Raw genomic sequence first — 21,788 nt, 5'->3', positions numbered from 1 at the left:
AATGGATATCAATAAACGTACCATCCTGTGGATCGTGTTTTCCGTCTCGCTGGTAATTCTCTGGAACGAATGGATGATCTCGAACGGCAAGCCGTCGATGTTCTCCGCGAACACGGAACAAACCGCCAAGGCGCCTGTCACCCCGGCCAAGACGGCCTTGCCTGCCGCCGGCGCGACCGCCGTGCCTGGCGAAGTGGCCGATCCCGCCGCGTTCAAGCGCGAAGTGATTACCATCACCACCGACGTCATCAAGGTCGACATCGACACCCTGGGCGGCCAGGTCAAGCGTCTGGAATTGCTGAAATTCAAGGGCGCGGGCAATCCGGGCTGGTTTGGCGGCTGCTTCGGCCTGTTCAAATGGTGCCAGCCTGACGAAGGCAAGCAAAACGAAGTGCTGTTCGACGAAGGCGCGAACCACACCTACCTGGCGCAATCGGGCCTGGTGGGCGGTCCTTTCCCTACCCACGCGAGCGGTTTCACCGTACAGCCTGGCGTGCGCACCCTGGGTGACGGCAAGCAAGTGCAACTGGTGATGGAAGCGGTCGAAGGCGGCGTCAAGCTGACCAAGACGTTTACCTTCAAGCGCGGCGACTACGTCATCGACGTGCGCCACGACGTGGCCAACGTGGGCGCGGCCCCTGTCACGCCACAGCTGTACCTGCAACTGACGCATGACGGCAACAAGCCCGTCGGCGATTCCTTCTTCAACAGCAGCTTCACGGGCCCGACCCTGTACACGCCGCAAGACAAGTACCAGAAGCTGACGTTCGAGAAAATCGAAAAAGCGGCCGTGGAAGACGAGAAGAAGGGCAACGACAATGCCATGAAGGCGCTGCATCCGCAGACGGCGAATGGCGGCTGGTTTGCTATTTCGCAACACTTTTTCGTCTCCGCCTTCGTACCGCCTGAAAACGCCAAGCGCGACATCTTCACGAAGAAGGTCGGCACCAACCTGTATGCCATCGGCAACGTGCTGCCTTTGCCGACCCTGGCGCCAGGCGCCTCGGCCAGCATGGACAGCAAGCTGTACTCGGGTCCGCAAATCGCCCACCTGCTCGAAGCCGTCTCGCCTGGCCTGGAACTGGTCAAGGACTATGGCTGGCTGACCATCATCGCCAAGCCGATCTTCTGGGTCATGGAACACATCCATAGCGTCCTGGGCAACTGGGGCTGGACCATCATCGCCTTCACGATCCTGATCAAGCTGGCGTTCTTCCCCCTGTCGGCCGCCGGCTACCGCAGCATGGCCAAGATGAAACTGGTCACGCCGAAGATGCAAGCCATCCGCGAGCGCTACAAGGGCGATCCGCAAAAGATGAACCAGGCCACGATGGAGCTGTATAAGACGGAAAAAATCAATCCGCTGGGCGGCTGCCTGCCGATCCTGATCCAGATGCCCGTGTTTATCGCCCTGTACTGGGTGCTGAACGCGTCCGTGGAAATCCGCGGCGCGCCATGGATCGGCTGGATCACCGACCTGGCCCAGCATGACCCATGGTGCATCCTGCCCGTGCTGTACGCGATCTCGATGTACATCACGACCAAGCTGAACCCGGCCCCGGCCGATCCGATGCAAGCGAAGATGATGCTGTTCATGCCACTGGCATTCTCGGTGATGTTCTTCTTCTTCCCGTCGGGTCTGGTACTCTACTGGGTCGTCAACAACGTCCTGTCGATCGGCCAGCAATGGGTGATCACCAAGAAATACGCGCCTGCCGCCAAGTAATTCCGGCCAGCGAACAGAAAGCCCGCCTTGCGCGGGCTTTTTTTTGACATCGGACCTACTGGGTCCGATGTCAAAAAAAGTGGGTTTTGCCGGTTTTCCACAGACCTCCCTTTTCATGTGCGCCCGGTTTGTCGCCGACAATAGCGCGCCCCCTGCAGCCTTCCCCGAATACACTACAATTACGCCATGAAACTCGACTCCTCCCCTATCGCCGCCATCGCCACCGCTCCCGGACGCGGCGGCATCGGCGTGGTCCGCGCCTCCGGCAAAAACCTCGTTCCCCTGATGACGGCCCTGTTCGGCGCGCAGGCGCTGAAACCGCGCCACGCCACTTATCTGCCGTTCACGGAAGCCGATGGCAGCATCATCGACCAGGGCATCGCCCTCCACTTCAAGGGCCCCCATTCCTACACGGGTGAAGACGTGCTGGAATTGCAGGGCCATGGCGGCCCCATCGTGCTGCAGCTGCTGCTGGCGCGCGTGCTCGAAGCGGGCAAGGACAGCGGTCTGCGCCTGGCCGAGCCGGGCGAATTCACGCGCCGCGCCTTCTTGAATGACAAGCTGGACCTGGCGCAGGCCGAAGCCGTGGCCGACCTGATCGATGCGTCCACGGAAGCGGCGGCCAAGTCCGCCTCGCAATCGCTGTCGGGCGCGTTTTCCAACACCATCCACGCGCTGGTGGAGCAGGTGACGGGTTTAAGGATGCTGGTCGAGGCGACGCTGGATTTCCCGGAGGAGGAAATCGACTTCCTGGAAAAATCGAATGCGCGCGGTCAATTGAAGGCCGTCATCGAAGCCTTGAATAAAGTGTTTGCCCAGGCGGCGCAGGGTGCGCTGCTGCGCGAAGGCTTGAATGTCGTGCTGGCGGGCCAGCCCAACGTGGGCAAATCGTCGCTGCTGAACGCGCTGGCGGGCGCCGACGTGGCCATTGTGACGCCGATCGCCGGCACGACGCGCGACAAGGTCAGCGAAACCATCCAGATCGAGGGCATTCCGCTCAACATCATCGACACGGCCGGTATCCGCAGCGCGGGCGACACCATCGACGCCGTCGAGCGCATCGGCATCGAGCGCACCTGGGGCGAAATCGGCAAGGCGGACGTGATCCTGCACCTGCTCGATGCCGACCATGGCCCCACCCTGGCCGATGAAACCATCGTCGCCGCCTTCCCCGAAGGCGTGCCCGTGGTGCGCGTGTGGAACAAGATCGATCTCTCCGGCCACAAGCCTGGCGTCGATGCCTTGTCCGATGCGACCCACGTGTACCTGTCGGCGCACGAGCACATCGGCATCGACCTCTTGCGCGCGGAACTGCTGCGCATCGCCGGCTGGCAGCAGACGGGCGAGTCGCTGTACCTGGCGCGCGAACGCCATTTGATCGCGCTCAAGTCGGCCGGCAAGCACTTGAATATCGCGGCCGAGCACGCGGCGCAGGACGACCAGTCGCTGGACCTGTTCGCGGAAGAACTGCGCCTGGCGCAGGTGCAGCTGTCGAGCATCACGGGCGAGTTTTCGCCCGACGATCTGCTGGGCGTGATCTTCAGCCGTTTCTGCATCGGCAAGTAAGGGCGCAACGTGAAAATCCTCATCGCTGGCGTATTGTGCTGCCTGCCCTTGCTTTGCCCGGCGCAGGAAAAGCTGCCGCGCGACGTGGCGCAGTTCATTGAGCAGGCGCAAACGTGCGAGCATTTTGCCGGCGAATGGGATGACAACGACAAGGCGCGCCAGCGCGAGATCATCGCCGCCGTGGACGATGCCTGCGGCCAGGCGCAGCGGCAATGGAAGCGCCTGGCCGCCAGGTATGCGGCGCAGCCGCGCCTGCGGAAAATCATCGATGAGCACGCCAATGACGCCGTGCGCAGCTACCAAAAGTCAAGCAAGCATTGACGCCGTTGAGAAATGTCATGGAGTCCAAACTGCGCTGACGTAATCTTGCTGAGCGGCCTCGAAGTGCCGCTAGGAAAGGAAGCGCCATGGACAGCAAACAGCCGGACGTCGTGGAATGCGAGGAGGTGGTGGCGCGGCCATTGCCCGCCATGCCGGAATTGATCGCCTCCCTGCCGCCAAAAGGCGCGTGTTGGTACTGCGACAAGCCCCTCGACGCCGTGCGCCGTTTTTGCGGCAAGAGTTGCGGCATGGCTTACGCGGAAGAGGCGCAGTACAACAGCTGAGCGGTAGCGGACTGTGCGGCTAGTAGCGCCGCCATAGGGGGGGAATTGTTGGTACTGCGACAAGCCCCTCGACGCCGTGCGCCGTTTTTGCGGCAAGAGTTGCGGCATGGCTTACGCGGAAGAGGCGCAGTACAACAGCTGAGCGGTAGCGGACTGTGCGGCTAGTAGCGCCGCCATAGGGGGGGAATTGTTGGTACTGCGACAAGCCCCTCGACGCCGTGCGCCGTTTTTGCGGCAAGAGTTGCGGCATGGCGTATGCGGAAGAGGCGCAGTACAACCCTTGAGTTCGCTAGCTAGCGGCGCCGCAGCAGCGCCGCCAGGGCGCCTTCGAAATCGAACTCGTGCGCGGCGGCCGCCACTTCGTGATACACGTTCACGCCCAGGCTGGCGGCCAGCAGGCTGGCCGAGTTTTCCAGGATATCGATGGCGGCCCCGTCGCCTTCGCGCAGATGGCTGGCCAGGCGCGCCAGCAGCAGCTGGATGGCGGGCGCGGCCGGGTCCGGCGCCATGTCTTGCGCCGCCGTATGCGTGTCGTCCGGCGTGCCCAGCATGCTGCTGACGGCGCCGAGCAATTGATCCTGCGCCAGTTCCAGCTGCAGCATCTGCCGTGCCAGGTCCGGTGCCTGCGCGCGCAGCGCCGCTTCCAGGGTGGCCGACAGGCTGTGCACGTGGCGCGCGCCGATCATGCCGGCCGCACCCTTCAGGGTATGGGCCCTCAACCGCGCCGAACTGTAATTGCCGGCCTCGACCTCGCTGCGGATCTGGCACGGCGTGGTGCCGTGGTCGTGCAGGAAGCGGCGCAGGATTTTCAGATACAGGTGGCGGTCGCCCATGATGCGACCCAGTCCGTTCTCGACGTCGAGAATGCGGACCATGTCGGAGGCCGCGACGGCAGCCTCATCATCGCAAGTGGCGTGTGGTTTCATCTTGCCTGCTGTGCAGTGAGCCGAAAACTTGTCAATGGCAGTGGAACCGCTATTCTACATCCAGTCGTCCTGAACACTGCGCCCGCTTGCCGTGGCGCTCCCGCCTAGCGCGTCGTGAATGACCAGCTGCGCGTGACGTCCGCGCCATTGACTTTGCCGATGAAACTCACGTCATAGACGGTATTCGCGCTCAAGGTGGCCATCGGAATGATGGACGCGGCCGACACGGGGGTATGCTCGTCGTTGTCGCTCTTGAGCAGGCGCGCCGTCAAGTCCGCGCCAGCGCCGCGCTGGCGCACGCTGAACGTCGTCACGCTGATGGGTGTGCCGTAATTGGCGTGCACGCTGATGGGGTAGCCGACCACGTCCTGGTTCGGGACGGGATCCGGTGACTCGTTATTGCTGGAAAAACTGGTGGCCACCTTCACTTGCCCGCTGAACGGGTAGACGACGAGCTGTCCTGCCGTCAGGCCGGGACCAAGGCGGCTGTTGCCGGCCAGGTCGGTGGTGAAATAGGCGTAGCCGCTGGTGTTGACGGCCGCGCCCGCGCCGCCTTCCTTGAACAGCGGCTCGAAAATGACGAAGCGGTGGTAGATGGCCGTGATCAATTCCTCGGCCAGGTAGAAGCCGGACGTGTTCGCCGCGCCGGCGATGACTTCGCCCTGCAGCGAGGTGGCCACGTAGCCCGCCTTGGCCAGCCGGTCGCCCAGCTTCACCCCGGTAAAGCCGGGCTTGCCGACCACCTGTTCGTGCGCCACGGTATTGTTAATGTTCAGGTAATTGGAATGGCCCAGGGCCGCGTTGTCGATCAGGCCATTGCGCACCAGCGGCGCCAGGCCGATCTGGCTGCGGCGGTAGTTGAACCAGTTGAAGCCATCCGTGGCGATGTCGTTGCTGAGGGCGGGGGCGCCCGGCTCCTGGGTCAGCTGGCCGGCCGGCGTCGAGGTATTGAGCGACGTATTGCCGCCGTTATCGCCTCCCCCGCCGCAAGCGCTGAGCAAGGCGGCAATCAGCAGGGCCGGGAGGGTGTGTTTCCAACGCAGTGACGAGGCAATCAAGCTGACTCCTGTATAAGTACACCTGCCAGCACCTGCCGCGCGTCGTCACTGCAGTCTGCGAGGCGCACCGTACCCTGGTACAGTTGCCCTTCTCGACCACGACTGCCTTGCGCACGCGACGGTGTTGTTCAGGCGGTATCAATGTTATGGGGCCGCCGTGACGCCCTGGAATCGATTCTAAGGCATTTTTATATGCCGTAGAGCATTAATGAAAAGATATGTCGCCTGCCTGCGCGCCGACGGTGCCGCTGCCGCACAGGGTAGAATGAGCATAGTGCAGCGCAAGCCGCCGCGCTGTTTTTTTTCCCCGTTACTTTGATTGCCGATAATTTGAACACATTGCCCAAGTCGCGCCTGCAGCGCGCCAAATACGCCTTGCCCAGCATGGTGACGTTGCTGTCGATCGCCTGCGGCTTTGCCAGCATCGTCATTTCCGTCGATAACGCCACGGTGGGCGATGCGGATGCCTACCGTTTGGCTGCGGCGCTGCTGGTGCTGGCCGGCGTGTTTGACGCGCTCGACGGCTATGTGGCCCGGCTGACGGGCACCAGCTCGCAGTTCGGCGTGCAGCTCGACTCCATCGCCGACGTGATGAATTTCGGCTGCGCCCCGGCCGTCTTGTTGTATTGCTATGGTTTCGTGCAGATGGGCGTGCACGATCCCCTGCTGTTGCGCTTTGGCGGCATGGCCAGCTTCTTCTTTGTTGCCTGCGGCGCCATGCGCCTGGCGCGCTTCAATGTGAACGTGGGGCGCACCGATCCCCTGTATTTCGTCGGCATGCCGATCACGGCCGGTGCCGCCTGCGTGGCGGCCGTGGTGGTGGCGTGGCCGGCGCCCATCGATTCCATGCTGCACAGCTATCTGCTGATGCTGCTGCTCGTCGGCGTGGGCAGCCTGATGGTGTCGACACTGCGCTTCCCCAGCTCCAAGCAAAAGAAAAGCCTGGCCGCGCTGCTGGTGCTGATCGTCGCCATCGCCCTGCTGGTGTGGCTGAAGACGAGTTTCTTCGCGCTCTTCTTCGCCGTCTACATCGCCGCCACCCTGCTGCTCAACCTGGCCTGGCACCTGGGCTGGCGCGGTATTGCGCTACCTCAAGTCTTTAATGACCCGGACGAGATTGATTAAACGTTAAGCCACCTCGTGCCCGCGCGCGGCGCGCAGGATGGCGAACCAGTCGCTGCGGCTGAGCGTGAACTGCGTGCCTTCCACGGCCACGCCGACGGCTTCGATGCGGCCCGTGCCCGTCAGCGGCAGGGGCCGGCAAGGCAGTTGCATGATCCACGCAAACACCACGCTGGCAAACGGACGCTGCAACTGGTCGGCGATCTGCTTGATGACATTGCGCAAATTCTCCACGTTCGCATCGCCGCCCTGGAACAGGCGCCCGCCTGCCAGCGGCGACCAGATCATCGGCGCCACCCCCACATCCTGCAAGCCGTCGAAGGTTTCGTCGAACAGGGGCGCCACGTGCAGCGGCGAAAATTCCACCTGATTTGTTACCAACGGGAAGCGCCGGTGCAGGCACTCGAACTGGTGGCGACTGAAGTTCGAGACGCCAAAGTGCAGCACCTTGCCCGCTTGCTTGAGCTGGGCAAACGCGCCGGCGATCTCGTCGAAATCCATCAGCGGGTCGGGACGGTGGATCAGCAGCAAGTCCAGGCGGTCCGTCTGCAGCTGGCGCAAGCTGTGTTCGACGGAACTGGTGATGTGCGCCGCGCTCGTGTCGTAATGCTGGATGGCATGGCCCGGGCGGTGCGGCGAGAGCAGCTTGATGCCGCACTTGCTGACCAGTTCCATCTTGTCGCGCAAGCCCGGCTGCAGGGCCAGCGCTTCGCCAAACAAGCCTTCCGCGCTGTAATCGCCGTAGATATCGGCATGGTCGAAACTCGTCACGCCCAGCGCCAGGCACTGTTCGATGAAGGCCAGGCGCTGCTGCGCCGACATATTCCACTCGCCGATGCGCCACATGCCGGCCACGATGCGCGACAGTTCGGGACCGTTGGCGCTCAAACGGCTGCGCGGCGCTTGCAGGCTGGCGGGAAATACATGGCTCATGGGCTGGCTTTCTGGTGGGGAGGGGATCATTGTCATGATTATATCCAGCTACAGCATGCTGCGTATGAAGCGGCAGCAGCGTTCCTGCAGGGCGTCGTCGAGCACGCCGCCCAGCTGCATCTGGTAGACGAGCGCCGATTGCAGCATGAAGGCAAACAGGCGCAGGTCGAGCTCGGGACGCACGCCGATCTTGACCAGGCGCTGCACCACCAGGGCGATCCACGGAGCGACGATCTGTTCGCGAAAACGCAGTTGCGCCGCCGTATCATTGTGGATTAGCACCAGCAGATCGCAGGTGAAGCGGCCATCGGCGTTCAGGTTGTCGAAGATGCGCGCACAGATCGCCTCGATTTCCTGGCCTTCCGGCATGTCGAGGGCACGCTGCAGCTTTTCCGCCGTGCGCTTGACGAGCGCGTCGAGCAGCATTTCTTCGCGGCGCGGCCAGCGCCGGTAAATCGTCTGGCGTCCCACGCCGGCCGCGTCGGCCACCATCTGTATGGTTACCGCTTCCAGTCCATGTTGCCGGACCAGCATGACGATCGCTTCCAGCACGGCATCTTCCACGCCCGCCTTGCGCGGGCGGCCACGCGCCGGCGCCTCTTTTTTAATCACGTTAAGCCTGTCTCTGAATGTTTCTTTTAATTATGGTACGATGCGCACCGTAAATGCAAAACAAGCGCTTGTCAATCATGTTGGTCAACTAACCAAGAGGCAGATGGATGAGCGCTGCGATACCCTGGCCTATCCCACGTGAAATCTGCACGCTCAGCGGCGCTTGCCCGCATTGCTCTTCCCCCATCCATCATTGTGGCGGCTCGTGCCGCCTGAGGAAAACCTATGAAAACCATCGGGATTTCGCCCCATCGGCGTAATTTCTTGCGCAAGGCCGTCGGTGCCGCACCTGCCGTGGCCTTGCTGGCCGGTGCCGGCGGCGGACTGGCCATGGCCGTCTCCAAGGACCAGCCTGCCTACAAACCGCGCTTTTTCGACACCACCGAATGGGCCACCCTGACGGCGCTCGTCGACCGCCTGATCCCCGCCGATGGCGAAGGCCCGGGTGCGCTGGAAGCGGGCGCCCATGAATTCATCGATTTGCAGATGAACACGCCTTACGCCTACGGCGCGCTGTGGTACATGCAGGGACCGTTCGTGCCGTCGATCGAACAGTTCGGCTACCAGTTCCACATGGCACCGCGCGAGCTGTACAAGAGCGCCCTGGCCGGCGTGAACGCGGCCGTGCAGAAACAGTCGGGCAAGCCTTTCGTGCAGCTGGCCGCGGCCGAGCGCGATGCCGTCATCACGCAATTGCAAAAGGGAACGTTGGACATCGGCGCAGTGCCGGCCAAGGTCTTCTTCAACCAGCTGCTGCAGAACACGCGCGAAGGATACTTTTGCGACCCCGTGCACGGTGGCAACAAGGACATGCTGGCCTGGAAGATGGTCGGATTCCCTGGCGCGCGCGCCGACTACATGGACTGGGTCGAGCAGTACGGCAAGAAATACCCCTTACCTCCAGTATCCATCGCGTAAAGCGTCAAACTTTTAGTACCCGATCAAAGAAAAAGAAAAACCATCATGAGTGATATCAAACCCGATGTAAAAATGAAGCCTGTCGATGCCGTGATTGTCGGCTTCGGCTGGACCGGCGCCATCATGGCCAAGGAATTGACGGAAGCGGGCCTGAACGTGGTCGCGCTGGAACGCGGCGAGTACCGCGACACCTATCCCGACGGCGCCTATCCGAAGACCCTCGACGAGCTGACCTATATCCAGCGCACCAAGCTGTTCCAGGACATGTCGAAGAGCACGTTCACCTTCCGCCACAGCATCACGGGCGTTGCCGTGCCCTACCGCCAGATCGGCGCCTTCAAGCCGGGCACGGGCGTGGGCGGCGCGGGCTTGCACTGGTCGGGCATGCACTGGCGCGTCCTGCCGGAAGAACTGCAGATCCGCAGCCACTACGAACGCCGCTATGGCAAGAAATTCATCCCCGAAGGCATGACGATCCAGGACTTCGGCGTGACCTACGCCGAGCTGGAGCCGCACTTCGATTTCGTCGAGAAAGTTTTCGGCACCTCGGGCCAAGCCTACAAGGTCAACGGCATCGTCGTCGGCGACGGCAATGTGTTCGAAGGCGACCGCTCCGACAATTACGCGCTGGCGCCGCAGAAAGTGCCGTACACGGCGGAATTGTTCCGCCGCGCGGCCAAGGCCGTTGGCTACCACCCTTTCGTCAACGCCTCGTCGAACGCCTCCGGCCCGTACACGAATCCGTATGGCTGCCAGATGGGACCGTGCAACTTCTGCGGCTTCTGCTCCGGCTACGCCTGCTACAACTATTCCAAGGCTTCGCCCAACGTCAATATCATGCCGGCCCTGCGCATGGTGGCCAACTTTGAGCTGCGCGCCAATTGCAACGTCGTGCGCATCAACCTCGACGGCAGCAAGAAGCGCGCGACGGGCGTGACCTACATCAATGCGGATGGCAAGGCCGTCGAGCAACCGGCGGACCTGGTCATCGCCAGCGCCTTTGCCTACAACAACGCACACCTGTTCCTGCTGTCGGGCATCGGCAAGCCGTACGACCCCGTCAGCAACGAGGGCGTGGTGGGACGCAACATCGCCTACCAGATGATGTCCACCATCCAGACCTTCTTCAAGGAAGATACGAACACGAACCCCTTCATCGGCGCCGGCGGCACCGGCGTCGCGCTCGATGACTGGAATGGCGACAACTTCGACCATGGCCCGCTGGGCTTCGTGGGTGGCTCGCCCGCCTGGTGCAACCCGGCCGGCTCGAAGCCGATCTCGGGCATCGCCACGCCGGACGGCACGCCCGCCTGGGGTTCTGCCTGGAAAAAGGCCGTCAAGAAGAGCTACCTGAACACGGTCTCCTTCGATTGCCATGGCGCCAACATGACTTACCGCGACTGCTATGTCGACCTCGACCCGACCTACACGGACAAGTATGGCCAGCAATTGCTGCGCTTTACCTTCGACTGGAAGGAAAACGACATCAAGATGAGCCGTTTCGTCACGGACAAGATGATGAAGGTGGCCGAAGCCATGAATCCGGAAGCGATCAAGGTGTCCGTCAAGAGCGTGGGCGACCACCTCGATCTGCGCAACTACCAGACCACCCACTGGGCGGGCGGCACGGCCATGGGCGCGGACCGCAAGACCAGCGTCGTCAACCGCTACCTGCAGAGCTGGGACGTGCACAACGTGTTTGCCGTCGGTTCCAGCGTGTTCCCGGTCGGCATCGGCTACAACCCGACGGGCCTGGCCTGCGCGCTGACCTACTGGTCGGCCAAGGCCATCCGCGAGCAATACCTGCAAGATCCCCGTCCCCTGGTCGCTTGATAAAGAACAAGAAGATGAACAACACATTCACCCATACAGTGGGCGCGCTGCTGCTGGCGCTCGCCGCCAGTACCCCCGGCGCCGCCTGGTCCGCCACCGCGCCCGCCGCCACCGTCCCGAACGCCCAGCTGATACGCCAGGGCGAATACCTGGCCCGCGCCGGCGACTGCATCGCCTGCCATACGGCCGGCACGCAGGGCAAGCCGTTTGCGGGCGGCCTGGGCATGGAAACGCCGATCGGCAAGGTGTATTCCACCAATATCACGCCCGATAAAAAAGCCGGCATCGGCGACTGGAGCTTTGCCGATTTCGACAAGCTGATGCGCACCGGCGTGACGAAACACGGCTACACCGTGTATCCGGCCATGCCGTATCCCTCGTATTCGCGCCTGAGCGAGGCGGACATGCAGGCCCTGTACGCCTACTTCATGCATGGCGTGAAGGCGGACCCGACGCCGAACAAGGCGGCCGACATTCCGTGGCCATTGTCGATGCGCTTCCCGCTGACCATCTGGCGCTGGGCCTTTGCTCCCACGCCGCAGCCATATAAAACGCCGGCGACGGGCGATGCGCAACTGCTGCGCGGCGCCTACCTGGTGCAGGGCCTGGGCCACTGCGGTGCCTGCCACACGGCGCGCGGCGTGGGCATGCAGGAAAAGTCGCTGACGGACGCGGGCAACACCACCTTCCTGGCGGGCGGCGGCGTGATCGACGGCTGGTCCGTGCCCTCGCTGCGCAATGAACATGGCGGCGGACTGGCGCGCTGGAGCACGAACGATATTGTCGAATTCCTGAAGACGGGCCGCAACAGCCATACGGCGTCGTTCGGCGCCATGAACGACGTGGTGGCCCATTCCATGCAGCACATGACGGATGGCGACCTGGCGGCCATGGCGAAGTACCTGAAGTCCCTGCCGCCATCGAACCCGGCCACGCCCGCCTTCGTGGCGGACGACAAGCTGGGCAAGCAATTGTTCAGCGGCATCGTCAATTCCACGGGTGCCCAGCTGTACCTGGACCGCTGCGCCGGTTGCCACCGTTCCGACGGCAAGGGCTACGACAAGGCGTTCCCTGCGCTGGCCGGCAACGCCGTGCTGCAGACGAACGACCCTACGTCGGCCATCAACATCGTGCTGTCGGGCGGCGCCGTGCCGGCCACGCGCACGGCGCCGTCGGCGCTGACGATGGCACCGTATGCCGATATCTTCACCGATGAACAGACTGCGCAGGTGGTGAGCTTCATCCAGACCAGCTGGGGCAACCGCGGCGCGCCCGTGACGGCGGCGCAGGTGGCCAAGGTGCGCAAGGTCTCGGTGCCGGTGGCGCCATCGCAGACGGAAGCGACGTTTGCCGCCGGCCGCCACGGCACCTTCCCGCCCGTGCCGCGCGCACCGCACCTGAAGGATGCGCCGCTGAAGTAAGTTGACGTAGCGCAAGGCCAAAAAAATGCCCGCAGCATCTGCGGGCATTTTTTATGGGGAAGGCTGACGGCTTATTTCATCCACAGACGCATCGAATCCCAGGCGCGGCCAAAGATGGTTGCCTGGTTGATCGGCTCCAGGGCCACGACGGGCAGTTCCAGCAGGACCTTGTCGTCCACCATCATTTTCAGCTTGCCGACCGGGGCGTTTTCAGCCAGCGGCGCGACCAGCGGGTCCTTGCGTTCCAGCACCGGCTTCATCTTCGCCGCCGTGCCTTTGGGGACGGTGACGAGCACGTCGCGGGCGAAACCGATTTTCACGGTGCCTTTCGAGCCTTTCCACACTTCCGGCGTGGCTACGGCCTGGCCCTTCGAGTACAGCTTGACCGTATCGAAGTTCTGGAAGCCCCAGTTCAGCAGCTTCTGGCTTTCCTGCGTGCGCGACTGGTCGGACGTGGTGCCCAGCACCACGGAGATCAAACGGCGCTCGCCCGTACCGCCCGGACGGCGTGCCGAGGCGATCATGCAATAGCCGGCCGCTTCCGTGTGGCCCGTCTTCATGCCATCGACGGTGGGGTCCAGCCACAGCAGGCGGTTGCGGTTAGGCTGGGTAATCTTGTTGTAAGTAAAACTCTTGATGGAATCGATTTTGTAGAATTCCGGATAGTCGGCGATCACGCGCTGGGCCAGCACGGACAGGTCTTGCGCCGTGGAATAGTTTTCCGGGCTAGGCAAGCCATGTGGATTGGCAAAACGGGTGTTTTTCAGGCCCATGCGCTGGGCTTCGCGGTTCATCAGCACGACGAACGTGCCTTCATCGCCGGCAACGGCTTCGGCCAGTGCCACGGCGGCATCGTTACCCGACTGAATCATCAAGCCATGCAGCAAGTCGTCGATCGACACGGGCGTGGCCGGGTCGATGAACATCTTCGAGCTGCTCGAATCGACTTTCCATGCGCGCACGGACACGTTCACTTTCTGGTCCAGCGCCAGTTTCTTTTCGCGGATGGCGGCAAACGTCAGGTAGGCCGTCATGATCTTGGTCAGCGATGCCGGCTCGATGCGGGCGTCCGGATCTTGCGAAGCAATGATCTGGCCACTGGTGGCGTCGAGCAGCAGCCAGGACTTGGCGGCGATGGTCGGCGCGGGAACGGTTTGCGCGAAGGCGGCGGATAGGAAAAATACACTGGAGGCCAGTGCCGCTAAAAGTTTTTTCATGGAGGCTGGTCTGCGAAAAAGATGAAGGCTGAGGGCCATGTTGTTGCTACTGACATGGCCGCGTGGAAAAAACGGATCAATTATAGCCGTGCAGGCGGTAGTAAGCCCACACTTCAATGATCATCTGCTGCTATTGCGGGTTTGTCACCATGCCACAGCGCAATCACGAGGTTCTTGATGTGGTTGAGCTTGCGGTGGAAAAAGTGGTCGGCGCCGGGGATCACGATCACGGGGATGTCTTGCGGACGGGCCCAGTCGAAGACGGCGGACAGGGGAATCGTGTCGTCCAGTTCGCCGTGGATCAAGATCGTGTCGGCCGGAATGTCGGCCATGGCCCATTTGCCGGCCGCGCTGCCGATCAGCGCCAGGCGCTCGACGGGCGTGCCGGCGGCGGCCAGGCGTTCCTGCAGCTTCGATTGCACGAAGGTGCCGAACGAGAAGCCGGACAGGGCCACGGGCAAGCCCGGGTACAGGCCGACCATGTGTTCGTACAGCAATTGCATGTCGTCCGTTTCGCCCACGCCATTGTCATGCACGCCTTCCGAGGCGCCCACGCCGCGGAAGTTGATGCGCGCCACTACGTAGCCGAGGGCGACAAAGGCGCGCGCCAGGGTTTGCGTGACCTTGTTGTCCATCGTGCCGCCGTACAGCGGGTGCGGATGGGCAACGAGGGCGATGCCGCGCGGGGTGTCTGCCGGGAAATCGAGCAAGCCTTCCATGCTGCCCGCATGGCCGGCGAGGGTAAATTTTTCCGAATTTCTGTTCATGATGCTCATACTGGTGGCATTCTCTTAAATTGGCATTAAATCTTCAGGCGTTCGACGATCTTGCCGCCCACCAGGTGCGTATCGATGATTTCATCGATATCGCTGGTGTCGACGTAGGTGTACCAGGTTGCTTCCGGGTAAATCACCAGCAGCGGGCCTTCCTCGCAACGGTCCATGCAGCCGGCCTGGTTGATGCGGATCTTGCCCGCGCCATTCATGTCCAGCTCCTTGATGCGGCGCTTGCAATGCTTTTGCGCCGCTTCCGCGCCATGGTCGCCGCAGCTGTTGCGGCCGTCTTCACGTTTGTTCATGCAGAAAAAAACGTGGCGTTCAAAATACGGTGCGTCGCTCATACTGATCTCCTGCTGATTCATCAATGCGCCATGATAGCGCTTATGGGTGGTCTTCGCGACGCTGGCGCTGCACGTCGTCCTGCCGGTTCAGGCGGTGCGAGGGCAGGCACAGGAACCACAGGGCCATGAAAGGCCACAGTAGGGCCAGGAATTGCGCCGCGCCATTAAAGTTCAGGAACTTGCCTTGCACCCAGCCTTGCAGGGTTGACATGAAGTATGGGTTGATCGGCGTCGTATTCACTATCACCAGGCTCAGCAGCAAGGTGGCGGCCGCGATGCGGCGCTGCGCCACGTGGGGCGCGAAGGCCAGGCCGCCCAGCATGATCAGGCCGATCAGGAAGCCGCCCTGGGCGCCCGGGGTGATCCAGACGAAGGCGTTTTGCGGGGAAAACAGCAGCGCGCTGGCCATCGAGCGCACGATCAGGGCGGCGGCGATCAGCGTCAGCATCAAGATGGCGCGCGGCGCGGCGCGGCGCAGCAGGCACAGCAAGGTGAGCACGGCACCCGTCATGCCGCAGGCCGTGATGATGGTTTCCGATAGCCAATATTGCTCAACTGTCAATATCGTGTCAGGGCGCAAATAGGATGCCAGGTCGATTTCCATGCCCATCAGGCTGGACAGCCAGTCCGACAGGATGGGCAGCAGCTGGCCCAGGCCGAACAGATAGCCTTGCGGATAGATCTGTGCCAGCGGCCACAGGGCCACCAGCACCAGGCCCTGGCTCGCATGCTGGGCAAACCAGCGCTGGCGCAGGCGCAGCAAGTGGCTGTGGTCGAGCAGCTTGCGCGCCGTCAAGGCGCCGATGATGGAACCGATGCAGCAGCCGGCCGAATTCGTATAGAAGTCGAGATTCGAGGAAACGCGGCTGGGCAGATAGGTTTGCACGGCTTCCATGCTGCCGGAAATGAACACGCCGCACAGGGTGGCGATGACGATGGCCAGGAAACCCGTGATCCTGGGAAACAGCGAATACACGATCAGCGCGCCCAGCGGGATGTAGCCGACGATATTCACGCCGACATCGAAGCCCGTCCAGTAACGGGGCATGCGCGTGTTTTCCAGGAAGGTCAGCGGCGACAGGCCATTGCTGTGCCAGCCCGTGAACGGGAACCAGCTGGCGTAGACGATCAGGAAGACGTAGGCGAGCAGGGTCGCGCGCGAAACGGGCGAGGAACGGGCGGGCGGCGCCGCCGGGCTGGCGGAAGGTGCGGGCTCGGTCATTCTTTCGGAATGGTCAGCGTGCCCAGCCAGGTGAGCAGGTCGGCGGCGATGGCATCCGATGCCGCGGCCAGCGCCTGCGCGCCCCCTTGCGCGTCGGCGCTGCCGGCCGGTCCGCTGCGGCTGAAGGTTTTCTGGTCGATCAGGCGGTGGCCGCGGAACAGCGAGGCGCGCAGCGACACATGGCCGCTGCTTTGCGTCTGCGTGTCAAACGCTTGCGAAAAATCATCGACGTCGATGCGCAGCAGCGGGATGCCGGCGGCCGCGTCCGTGGTCGACAGCACTTTCACGCCGCTTTGCGCCACGCGCGTCTTCAGGCGCTGGCTTAAGAGTTGCAGCGGCGGCGTGTTCCAGCGGTTGTAGGCGTAGGGCCGCGATTGCTGCGCGTCGGCGTACAGCAGCCGGTAATACATGCGCTGGCTGTCCAGCCAAGAGGGGCCGTTGGCGTCGGCGATCACCAGCACGGGCACGGCGGGTGCGGCCGCTGGGACTGCCGCTGCCTGCGGCGCGGCCGGGCCGAAATCATAGAACGTGGGCACGGGGCCGCGGCTGGCGCAGCCGCCCAGCAGGAAAGCGCCGGCCAGGGCCAGCAGGGTGACGTTGCGTGGAAGTTGCATGGTGCGTTCTCCTTATTTGCCCGGCGCCGAAAAACCGGGCTCGCCCGGGCCGGGCGGAATGTCTGGGGCGCCGAACAGGATGCTCTGCGGCTGTTCATTGAGCGTGCTCATGGTGGTTTTCAGGGCGCGCATCGAGGAGCGCGCCTCGCCGCTCAGCTCGATTACCTGCGGCAAGACTTCCAGCGACACGCCATTGGCCACCGTTTCCACCGAGCTGCCGACCTTGTCGACGGTGCCATTGACCTTGTCGAGCACGCCGCCGGGCGCCTGGATGTCGTTGCCGAGTTTTTTCCACGTGGCCGTCAAGTCCGATACGTTCTTGCTGGCCGTGCTGACGGCCGTCAAGGTTTGCCGCGTCTGTTCCGTCAGTTGCGGCAATTGCGTCAGGGTCGGTTCCAGCTGCTGCGGAATGGCGCCAAAGGCCTTGGCCGCCTTGCCCACTTCATTGAAGGCGCCCAGCATGGCCGCCTGGTTTTCCGGGCTGAGCAGATTGTTGACCTTGTTGGTGATCTGTTCGGCCTGGTCGAGGATGCGCTTGCCCCGTTTTTCCAGCTGGTCCAGCAAGCCGGCGCGCAGGGGGATCAGCGACGGCTTGTCCTTGCTGGTACCCAGCAGCTTGGAACCCACGTGCTCGTCGTCGAGCTGGATGTAGGCGATGCCCGTCACGCCCTGGTAGCCCAGGGTGGCAAAGGTGGTATTCGTGACGGGGGTATCGGGCGCCACGCTGATGTGCACGAGGATTTGCCCCGCCTTTTGCGTGTCGAAATCGATGGCGTCCACCTTGCCCACTTCCAGGCCCCGGTAGCGCACGGTCGCCTGCGGATTGAGGCCCGGCACGGACAGGGTGGTGGCGAGTAAATACGGCACCCGCTCCACGCGGTCGCGGTTGAACCAGACGCCGAACAGGATGGCGGCCACCAGCAGGGTGAGTGTAAAAAATCCCGTCATCAGGGCATGTGATCTGTTTTCCATTACGTTTCCGCTTTCTTGTCAGTGCCGGCGCCGTCGCCTGGCTGCGCGGCCGTGGCTGCCGCCTGTTTCTCGTCCAGGACGGCCAGTGCGCGCTTGCCGCGGTCGCCGAGGAAAAATTGCTTGATGAACGGGTGGTCCACTTCGATCACCTCGCGCGTGGGGCCGATGGCGATTACGTGTTTTTCCGCCAGCACGGCGATGCGCGTGGACAGGGCGAACAAGGTGTCGAGGTCATGCGTGACCATCACCACCGTCAAACCCAGCTCGCGGTGCAGCGACTGGATCAGGGACACGAAACTTTCCGACAGGTCCGGGTCCAGGCCGGCCGTCGGTTCGTCGAGGAACAGCAGCTTCGGCTCCAGCGCCAGGGCGCGCGCCAGGGCCACGCGCTTGATCATGCCGCCCGACAGGTCCGACGGCATCTTCAGCGCATGTTCCGGGCCCAGTCCCACCATGTTCATCTTCAATAATACCGCGTCGTGGATCAGCACTTCAGGCAGCACGCGCAATTCGCGCATGGGCTGGGCCACGTTGTCGAAGACGGTCAGCGCCGAATACAGGGCGCCTTGCTGGAACAGCATGCCCCAGTGGTTGCGCAATTGCTGCAACTGGTCGGAACTGGCCTGGTTGATATCTTCGCCGAAGACTTTTACGCAGCCCCGCGCCGGATGTTCCAGGCCCAGCATCTGGCGCAGCAGCACCGTCTTGCCCGTGCCGGAGCCGCCCACGATGGAGAGAATCTCGCCCCGCTCGATTTCCAGGTTCAAGTCCTGGTGCACGACGGTGCGGCCGAACTTGGTCCACAGGTTGGTGATTTCCACCACGGGCGCGCTGCCGTGCAGGTTGAACTGGCCTTCCTTGCCGGTGCCGCAAGCGATATCGTTGTCCGCCATCAATATCCCACTCCATTGAAGACGATAGCGAACACGGCGTCGGCCAGGATCACCACGGTGATGGCCGTGACGACGGCGGTGGTGGTGCCGCGCCCCAGGCTTTCCGTATTGGCCTTGATGCGCAGGCCGAAGTGGCAGGAGACGAGGGCGATCAGCATGCCGAAGATGGCGCCCTTGCCCAGGCCGATCATGTAGTTGGCCAGCGGCACGGCGTCGGGCAGCTTCTGGATGAAGTAGCGCGCCGACAGATTCAATTCCACCTTGGCTGCCACCATGCCGCCGATCAAGGCGGCCGTATCCGTCCAGATGACGAGCAGGGGCATGGAAATGGCCAGGGCCAGTACTTTCGGCATGATCAGGCGGAAGCCGTGCGAAATGCCCATCACCAGCATGGCGTCGAGCTCTTCCGTGACGCGCATGACGCCCAGCTGGGCCGTGATGGACGAGCCGGAGCGGCCCGCTACGAGGATGGCGGCCAACAGCGGCCCCAGTTCGCGGATCACGCTCATGCCCAGCAGGTTGACCAGGTAGATGTCGCCGCCAAAGGCGCGCAGCTGCTGCGCCGACAGATAGGAGAGCACGACGCCGATCAGAAAGCCGACGAGGGCCGTGATGCCCAGCGCCTGGAAGCCCGCATGGAAGATATTGGCGGAAATTTCGCGCCATGGCCCGCGCATGGGATGGCGCGCAAAGCGGCCGATATCCTGCGTCACCTGGCCGACCAGGGCAATAAAGCCCTTCAAGTGTTCGAAAAACAGCAAAATGGCCATGCCCAGCTTCATCACGGGCGTGAGGCGGTTGGCGCGCGAAGGCGGCGTTTCCAGCGGCCCCGTTGCTTCGATGCGCCGGAAAAACTCTTCCAGCGACGGTGCCAGGGTCAGCTGCGCGGGGCGCCGCTTGCCCCAGGCATTCCAGAACAGCTGGGCGCCGATATGGTCCATGCTGTCGATGGCTGACAAGTCCCAGTGGACATTGGCGCCGCCCTGCAGGGGCTTGAGCTGGGCCTCGATGGCCTTGATGGCATTGTCATGCGCCAGCGCATGCACCTGCCAGGTGCCGCTGGCAGTGACGACGGCTCCCTGTTGGGAGCTGGTCTGGGAGAGGGTCAGTTTCGGCGATTGTACAGTCGGCATCGTGCCAGTTTAAGGGAGAATGGCGCAGACCGCCACCGCTGTTCGATCGCCGGCCTGTCAGGATGCCAGGTGGCGCGCCTGCCGCTGCGGCAGGGCGATGTCCGGGCGTACCTTGGCGCTGCCCGTGCCCGCTTCGGCCGGCTTGGCGTGCGCGGTCGCCTGCGCGCCGCCCGCATAGTCGCTGGCGACGAGGGCGTTGGCTTGCGCCGCGCTCATGCCGCGCGTCTGCAGCCATTGCGCCACCAGCTTGGCCAGCCGCTCCATGGCGATGCGGTGGGTGGCGTCCGTGTGCGCGTACAGCCAGTTCGAAAAGTCCATGAAGTTTTCAAATGGCGCATCGCCGAGCATCCATTGCACCGTATTGGCGAAGCGGCCCGAGTTGGCCACCAGGTCCCAGTAGCGGGCGAAGCGCACGAGGCGCTGCATGCTCATGAAATCGAGCTGTTTATTGGCCAGGATGGTGTAGGGCGGGTGCGGGTCGAACACCATGCCGAAATTTTCCGTGTGGCGGATGATGGGCGTGCCGCGCAGCCGTTTCAGGATGCCGAACTGGATTTCATGCGGTTTCAGGGCCACCAGCTTGTTGAAGCCGGCCGCAAAGCTCGCTTCATCCTCGCCCGGCAAACCGGCGATCAAGTCCACATGCAAGTGGGCGTTTGATTCTTCGCACAGCCAGCGGATATTATCGGCCGCCTTTTGATTATCCTGCTTGCGGCTCACCAGCGATTGCACGTCGGGATTGAAACTCTGGATGCCGATTTCGAACTGCAGCGCGCCGGGCGGGAACTTGCTGATGCCTTCCTTCAAGGCGTCGGGCAGGTGGTCGGGCACCAGCTCGAAGTGGGCATAGATGGGATCGTTGGGATTGGCCTCGATCTTATCCAGGAAGAACTGCATGATCTTCAGGCTGGTCTTGATGTTCAGATTGAAGGTGCGGTCGACGAACTTGAACAGGCGGGCGCCGCGCGCATGCAAGGATTCCATTTCTGCCAGGAAATTTTCCAGGGCAAATGGCCAGGCCGTCTTGTCCAGCGCGGACAGGCAGAATTCGCACTTGAACGGGCAGCCGCGCGACGCTTCCACGTAGATCGTGCGGTGGCGGATATCGTCATCCGTATATAAAGAGTAGGGCAACTGCAGTTCCGCCAGCGGCGCCTGCACGCCCGCGTGGATCTTCATCAGCGGCTTGGGGCCGTGGAGGATCTCGCCGCACAGCTTGGGGAAGGTGACGTCGCCCCAGCCCGTGATCAGGTAGTCGGCCAACTTGACGATCTCCTGCTCGCCCGCCTCATGCGACACTTCCGGCCCGCCCAGCACGATGACGACCTCGGGCGCCACGCGCTTGAGCATGGCCACCAGTTTCGTCGTTTCCTCGACGTTCCATATATACACGCCAAAACCGATGATACGGGGCTTGTTGATCAGGATGCGTTCGACCAGTTCCGTCGTCTTGGTGCCGATGACGAATTCCTGCAGCCGCGTCTGTGCCTGCAGCGGTCCCATATTGGCCAGCAGATAGCGCAAGCCCAGGGAAGCGTGGGTATAGCGGGCGTTCAGGGTGGAGAGCAGGATGGTCATGACGGGTGCGATTCGGGGAAAACAGCCATTTTACGCTGCGCACGACGATTTATCGGGATAAAGCTTGCTTAGTAGCACGGATTTGGCTATAGTTCGCCTCCCCAATGAGACGCAGCGGTTTTAGCGAAACAAAGGGCGCCGGAAACGGAAAAAAGAAGGAGTTGACGGACGTGGCGAAATGCTTCATACTCTTCCTTCTTCGCAGCTGACAAACACAACGCTTTGTCGATAGCGCGAGAGTAGCAAATAAGCAGTACCGAATACCGTTCTTTAACAATTAACAGTCGATAAGTGTGGACATTTGATGCAGTGCAGCGTC

22 protein-coding genes are annotated in these 21,788 nt (G+C 62.7%); 8 read left to right on the top strand and 14 right to left on the bottom strand.

The features are described 5' to 3' along the window. Position 1 precedes the first annotated feature (1 nt). From yidC to AC07VL_RS23530, 4 genes are all read left to right on the top strand, one after another. A complete protein-coding gene (yidC, locus tag AC07VL_RS23545; RefSeq protein ID WP_290602491.1) occupies positions 2-1,726 on the top strand; it encodes a membrane protein insertase YidC in 1,725 nt (574 codons plus the stop codon). 186 nt (positions 1,727-1,912) lie between these two features. After that, positions 1,913-3,292 carry a tRNA uridine-5-carboxymethylaminomethyl(34) synthesis GTPase MnmE gene (gene mnmE / locus AC07VL_RS23540; RefSeq protein WP_494807992.1) on the top strand — a complete coding sequence of 460 codons (1,380 nt, stop codon included), beginning with the start codon at positions 1,913-1,915 and terminating at the stop codon, positions 3,290-3,292. 9 nt (positions 3,293-3,301) lie between these two features. Further along, positions 3,302-3,613, top strand: coding sequence for a hypothetical protein (locus AC07VL_RS23535; protein ID WP_494807991.1), 312 nt, complete (start codon positions 3,302-3,304; stop codon positions 3,611-3,613). An 86-nt stretch (positions 3,614-3,699) separates the two neighbouring features. Further along, positions 3,700-3,897, top strand: a complete 198-nt coding sequence (locus AC07VL_RS23530) for a hypothetical protein (protein WP_494807990.1) — start codon at positions 3,700-3,702, stop codon at positions 3,895-3,897. A 293-nt stretch (positions 3,898-4,190) separates the two neighbouring features. On the opposite strand, the gene AC07VL_RS23525 is transcribed toward AC07VL_RS23530, so the two are convergent. Continuing rightward, positions 4,191-4,823, bottom strand: coding sequence for an Hpt domain-containing protein (locus AC07VL_RS23525; protein WP_494807989.1), 633 nt, complete (start codon positions 4,821-4,823; stop codon positions 4,191-4,193). A 104-nt stretch (positions 4,824-4,927) separates the two neighbouring features. Beyond that, positions 4,928-5,881, bottom strand: a complete 954-nt coding sequence (locus AC07VL_RS23520; RefSeq protein ID WP_494807988.1) for a CAP domain-containing protein — start codon at positions 5,879-5,881, stop codon at positions 4,928-4,930. Between the two features lie 339 nt (positions 5,882-6,220). On the opposite strand from AC07VL_RS23520, the gene pssA reads away from it, so the two are divergent. Beyond that, the gene (pssA, locus tag AC07VL_RS23515) at positions 6,221-7,006 is read left to right on the top strand and encodes a CDP-diacylglycerol--serine O-phosphatidyltransferase (protein WP_494808064.1); all 786 of its coding nucleotides are present in this window, start codon (positions 6,221-6,223) and stop codon (positions 7,004-7,006) included. A gap of 3 nt (positions 7,007-7,009) precedes the next feature. On the opposite strand, the gene AC07VL_RS23510 is transcribed toward pssA, so the two are convergent. Together AC07VL_RS23510 and AC07VL_RS23505 are read right to left on the bottom strand one after the other, a co-directional pair. Continuing rightward, a complete protein-coding gene (locus tag AC07VL_RS23510; protein WP_494808063.1) occupies positions 7,010-7,936 on the bottom strand; it encodes an aldo/keto reductase in 927 nt (308 codons plus the stop codon). A 48-nt stretch (positions 7,937-7,984) separates the two neighbouring features. After that, positions 7,985-8,548 carry a TetR/AcrR family transcriptional regulator gene (locus AC07VL_RS23505; protein WP_494807987.1) on the bottom strand — a complete coding sequence of 188 codons (564 nt, stop codon included), beginning with the start codon at positions 8,546-8,548 and terminating at the stop codon, positions 7,985-7,987. A gap of 225 nt (positions 8,549-8,773) precedes the next feature. Here AC07VL_RS23505 and AC07VL_RS23500 point away from each other — a divergent pair, with 225 nt between their 5' ends. From AC07VL_RS23500 to AC07VL_RS23490, 3 genes are read left to right on the top strand one after another with little or no spacing between them, the layout of a single operon-like run. Further along, positions 8,774-9,466: a gluconate 2-dehydrogenase subunit 3 family protein gene (locus AC07VL_RS23500; RefSeq protein WP_494807986.1), complete on the top strand. Its 693-nt coding sequence runs from the start codon at positions 8,774-8,776 to the stop codon at positions 9,464-9,466. A gap of 45 nt (positions 9,467-9,511) precedes the next feature. Beyond that, the gene (locus AC07VL_RS23495; protein WP_494807985.1) at positions 9,512-11,299 is read left to right on the top strand and encodes a GMC family oxidoreductase; all 1,788 of its coding nucleotides are present in this window, start codon (positions 9,512-9,514) and stop codon (positions 11,297-11,299) included. A gap of 14 nt (positions 11,300-11,313) precedes the next feature. After that, positions 11,314-12,720, top strand: a complete 1,407-nt coding sequence (locus AC07VL_RS23490) for a cytochrome c (RefSeq protein WP_494807984.1) — start codon at positions 11,314-11,316, stop codon at positions 12,718-12,720. A gap of 71 nt (positions 12,721-12,791) precedes the next feature. Here the strand turns inward: AC07VL_RS23490 and AC07VL_RS23485 are convergent, their stop codons facing one another. The 10 genes from AC07VL_RS23485 to AC07VL_RS23440 all read right to left on the bottom strand — a co-directional run. Continuing rightward, positions 12,792-13,937, bottom strand: a complete 1,146-nt coding sequence (locus AC07VL_RS23485) for a D-alanyl-D-alanine carboxypeptidase family protein (RefSeq protein WP_290602469.1) — start codon at positions 13,935-13,937, stop codon at positions 12,792-12,794. 113 nt (positions 13,938-14,050) lie between these two features. Next, positions 14,051-14,704: an alpha/beta hydrolase gene (locus AC07VL_RS23480; protein WP_494807983.1), complete on the bottom strand. Its 654-nt coding sequence runs from the start codon at positions 14,702-14,704 to the stop codon at positions 14,051-14,053. Positions 14,705-14,739: 35 nt separating this feature from the next. Next, complete coding sequence (locus AC07VL_RS23475) at positions 14,740-15,057, bottom strand: (2Fe-2S) ferredoxin domain-containing protein (protein ID WP_034781335.1); 318 nt, start codon at positions 15,055-15,057, stop codon at positions 14,740-14,742. A gap of 40 nt (positions 15,058-15,097) precedes the next feature. Then, positions 15,098-16,279 (bottom strand): VanZ family protein, encoded by a 1,182-nt coding sequence (locus AC07VL_RS23470; RefSeq protein WP_494807982.1) that lies wholly within the window; start codon positions 16,277-16,279, stop codon positions 15,098-15,100. Beyond that, positions 16,276-16,893 (bottom strand): ABC-type transport auxiliary lipoprotein family protein, encoded by a 618-nt coding sequence (locus AC07VL_RS23465; protein WP_494807981.1) that lies wholly within the window; start codon positions 16,891-16,893, stop codon positions 16,276-16,278. The genes AC07VL_RS23470 and AC07VL_RS23465 overlap by 4 nt, the downstream gene beginning before the upstream one ends. 12 nt (positions 16,894-16,905) lie before the next feature. Next, on the bottom strand, positions 16,906-17,865 hold the full coding sequence (locus tag AC07VL_RS23460) for an MlaD family protein (protein WP_290602450.1): 960 nt from the start codon (positions 17,863-17,865) through the stop codon (positions 16,906-16,908). Next, complete coding sequence (locus AC07VL_RS23455; protein ID WP_494807980.1) at positions 17,865-18,758, bottom strand: ABC transporter ATP-binding protein; 894 nt, start codon at positions 18,756-18,758, stop codon at positions 17,865-17,867. The genes AC07VL_RS23460 and AC07VL_RS23455 overlap by 1 nt, the downstream gene beginning before the upstream one ends. Further along, entirely contained in the window at positions 18,758-19,891 is a 1,134-nt protein-coding gene (locus tag AC07VL_RS23450) for an MlaE family ABC transporter permease (RefSeq protein WP_494807979.1), read from the bottom strand. Before AC07VL_RS23450 ends, AC07VL_RS23455 begins: the two co-directional genes overlap by 1 nt. A gap of 57 nt (positions 19,892-19,948) precedes the next feature. After that, complete coding sequence (locus tag AC07VL_RS23445) at positions 19,949-21,469, bottom strand: B12-binding domain-containing radical SAM protein (protein WP_494807978.1); 1,521 nt, start codon at positions 21,467-21,469, stop codon at positions 19,949-19,951. Positions 21,470-21,555: 86 nt separating this feature from the next. After that, on the bottom strand, positions 21,556-21,788 hold a 233-nt coding region (locus tag AC07VL_RS23440), incomplete at its 5' end, for a hypothetical protein (protein WP_494807977.1).

This window comes from Janthinobacterium sp. GW821-FHT03C08, from assembly GCF_059420905.1.
Note: the sequence above shows the minus strand (reverse complement) of the source record. Positions and strands in the feature narration are given on the sequence as shown.

What these genes read in the sequence shown, in the direction of transcription:
- mnmE (WP_494807992.1), top strand. Translation starts at nt 1,913, where the DNA reads ATGAAACTCGACTCCTCCCCTATCGCCGCCATCGCCACCGCTCCCGGA.
- AC07VL_RS23480 (WP_494807983.1), bottom strand. Translation starts at nt 14,704, where the DNA reads ATGAACAGAAATTCGGAAAAATTTACCCTCGCCGGCCATGCGGGCAGC.
- AC07VL_RS23500 (WP_494807986.1), top strand. Translation starts at nt 8,774, where the DNA reads ATGAAAACCATCGGGATTTCGCCCCATCGGCGTAATTTCTTGCGCAAG.
- AC07VL_RS23475 (WP_034781335.1), bottom strand. Translation starts at nt 15,057, where the DNA reads ATGAGCGACGCACCGTATTTTGAACGCCACGTTTTTTTCTGCATGAAC.
- AC07VL_RS23510 (WP_494808063.1), bottom strand. Translation starts at nt 7,936, where the DNA reads ATGAGCCATGTATTTCCCGCCAGCCTGCAAGCGCCGCGCAGCCGTTTG.
- AC07VL_RS23525 (WP_494807989.1), bottom strand. Translation starts at nt 4,823, where the DNA reads ATGAAACCACACGCCACTTGCGATGATGAGGCTGCCGTCGCGGCCTCC.
- AC07VL_RS23445 (WP_494807978.1), bottom strand. Translation starts at nt 21,469, where the DNA reads ATGACCATCCTGCTCTCCACCCTGAACGCCCGCTATACCCACGCTTCC.
- yidC (WP_290602491.1), top strand. Translation starts at nt 2, where the DNA reads ATGGATATCAATAAACGTACCATCCTGTGGATCGTGTTTTCCGTCTCG.
- AC07VL_RS23485 (WP_290602469.1), bottom strand. Translation starts at nt 13,937, where the DNA reads ATGAAAAAACTTTTAGCGGCACTGGCCTCCAGTGTATTTTTCCTATCC.
- AC07VL_RS23490 (WP_494807984.1), top strand. Translation starts at nt 11,314, where the DNA reads ATGAACAACACATTCACCCATACAGTGGGCGCGCTGCTGCTGGCGCTC.
- AC07VL_RS23460 (WP_290602450.1), bottom strand. Translation starts at nt 17,865, where the DNA reads ATGGAAAACAGATCACATGCCCTGATGACGGGATTTTTTACACTCACC.
- AC07VL_RS23465 (WP_494807981.1), bottom strand. Translation starts at nt 16,893, where the DNA reads ATGCAACTTCCACGCAACGTCACCCTGCTGGCCCTGGCCGGCGCTTTC.
- AC07VL_RS23455 (WP_494807980.1), bottom strand. Translation starts at nt 18,758, where the DNA reads ATGGCGGACAACGATATCGCTTGCGGCACCGGCAAGGAAGGCCAGTTC.
- AC07VL_RS23450 (WP_494807979.1), bottom strand. Translation starts at nt 19,891, where the DNA reads ATGCCGACTGTACAATCGCCGAAACTGACCCTCTCCCAGACCAGCTCC.
- AC07VL_RS23530 (WP_494807990.1), top strand. Translation starts at nt 3,700, where the DNA reads ATGGACAGCAAACAGCCGGACGTCGTGGAATGCGAGGAGGTGGTGGCG.
- AC07VL_RS23495 (WP_494807985.1), top strand. Translation starts at nt 9,512, where the DNA reads ATGAGTGATATCAAACCCGATGTAAAAATGAAGCCTGTCGATGCCGTG.
- AC07VL_RS23470 (WP_494807982.1), bottom strand. Translation starts at nt 16,279, where the DNA reads ATGACCGAGCCCGCACCTTCCGCCAGCCCGGCGGCGCCGCCCGCCCGT.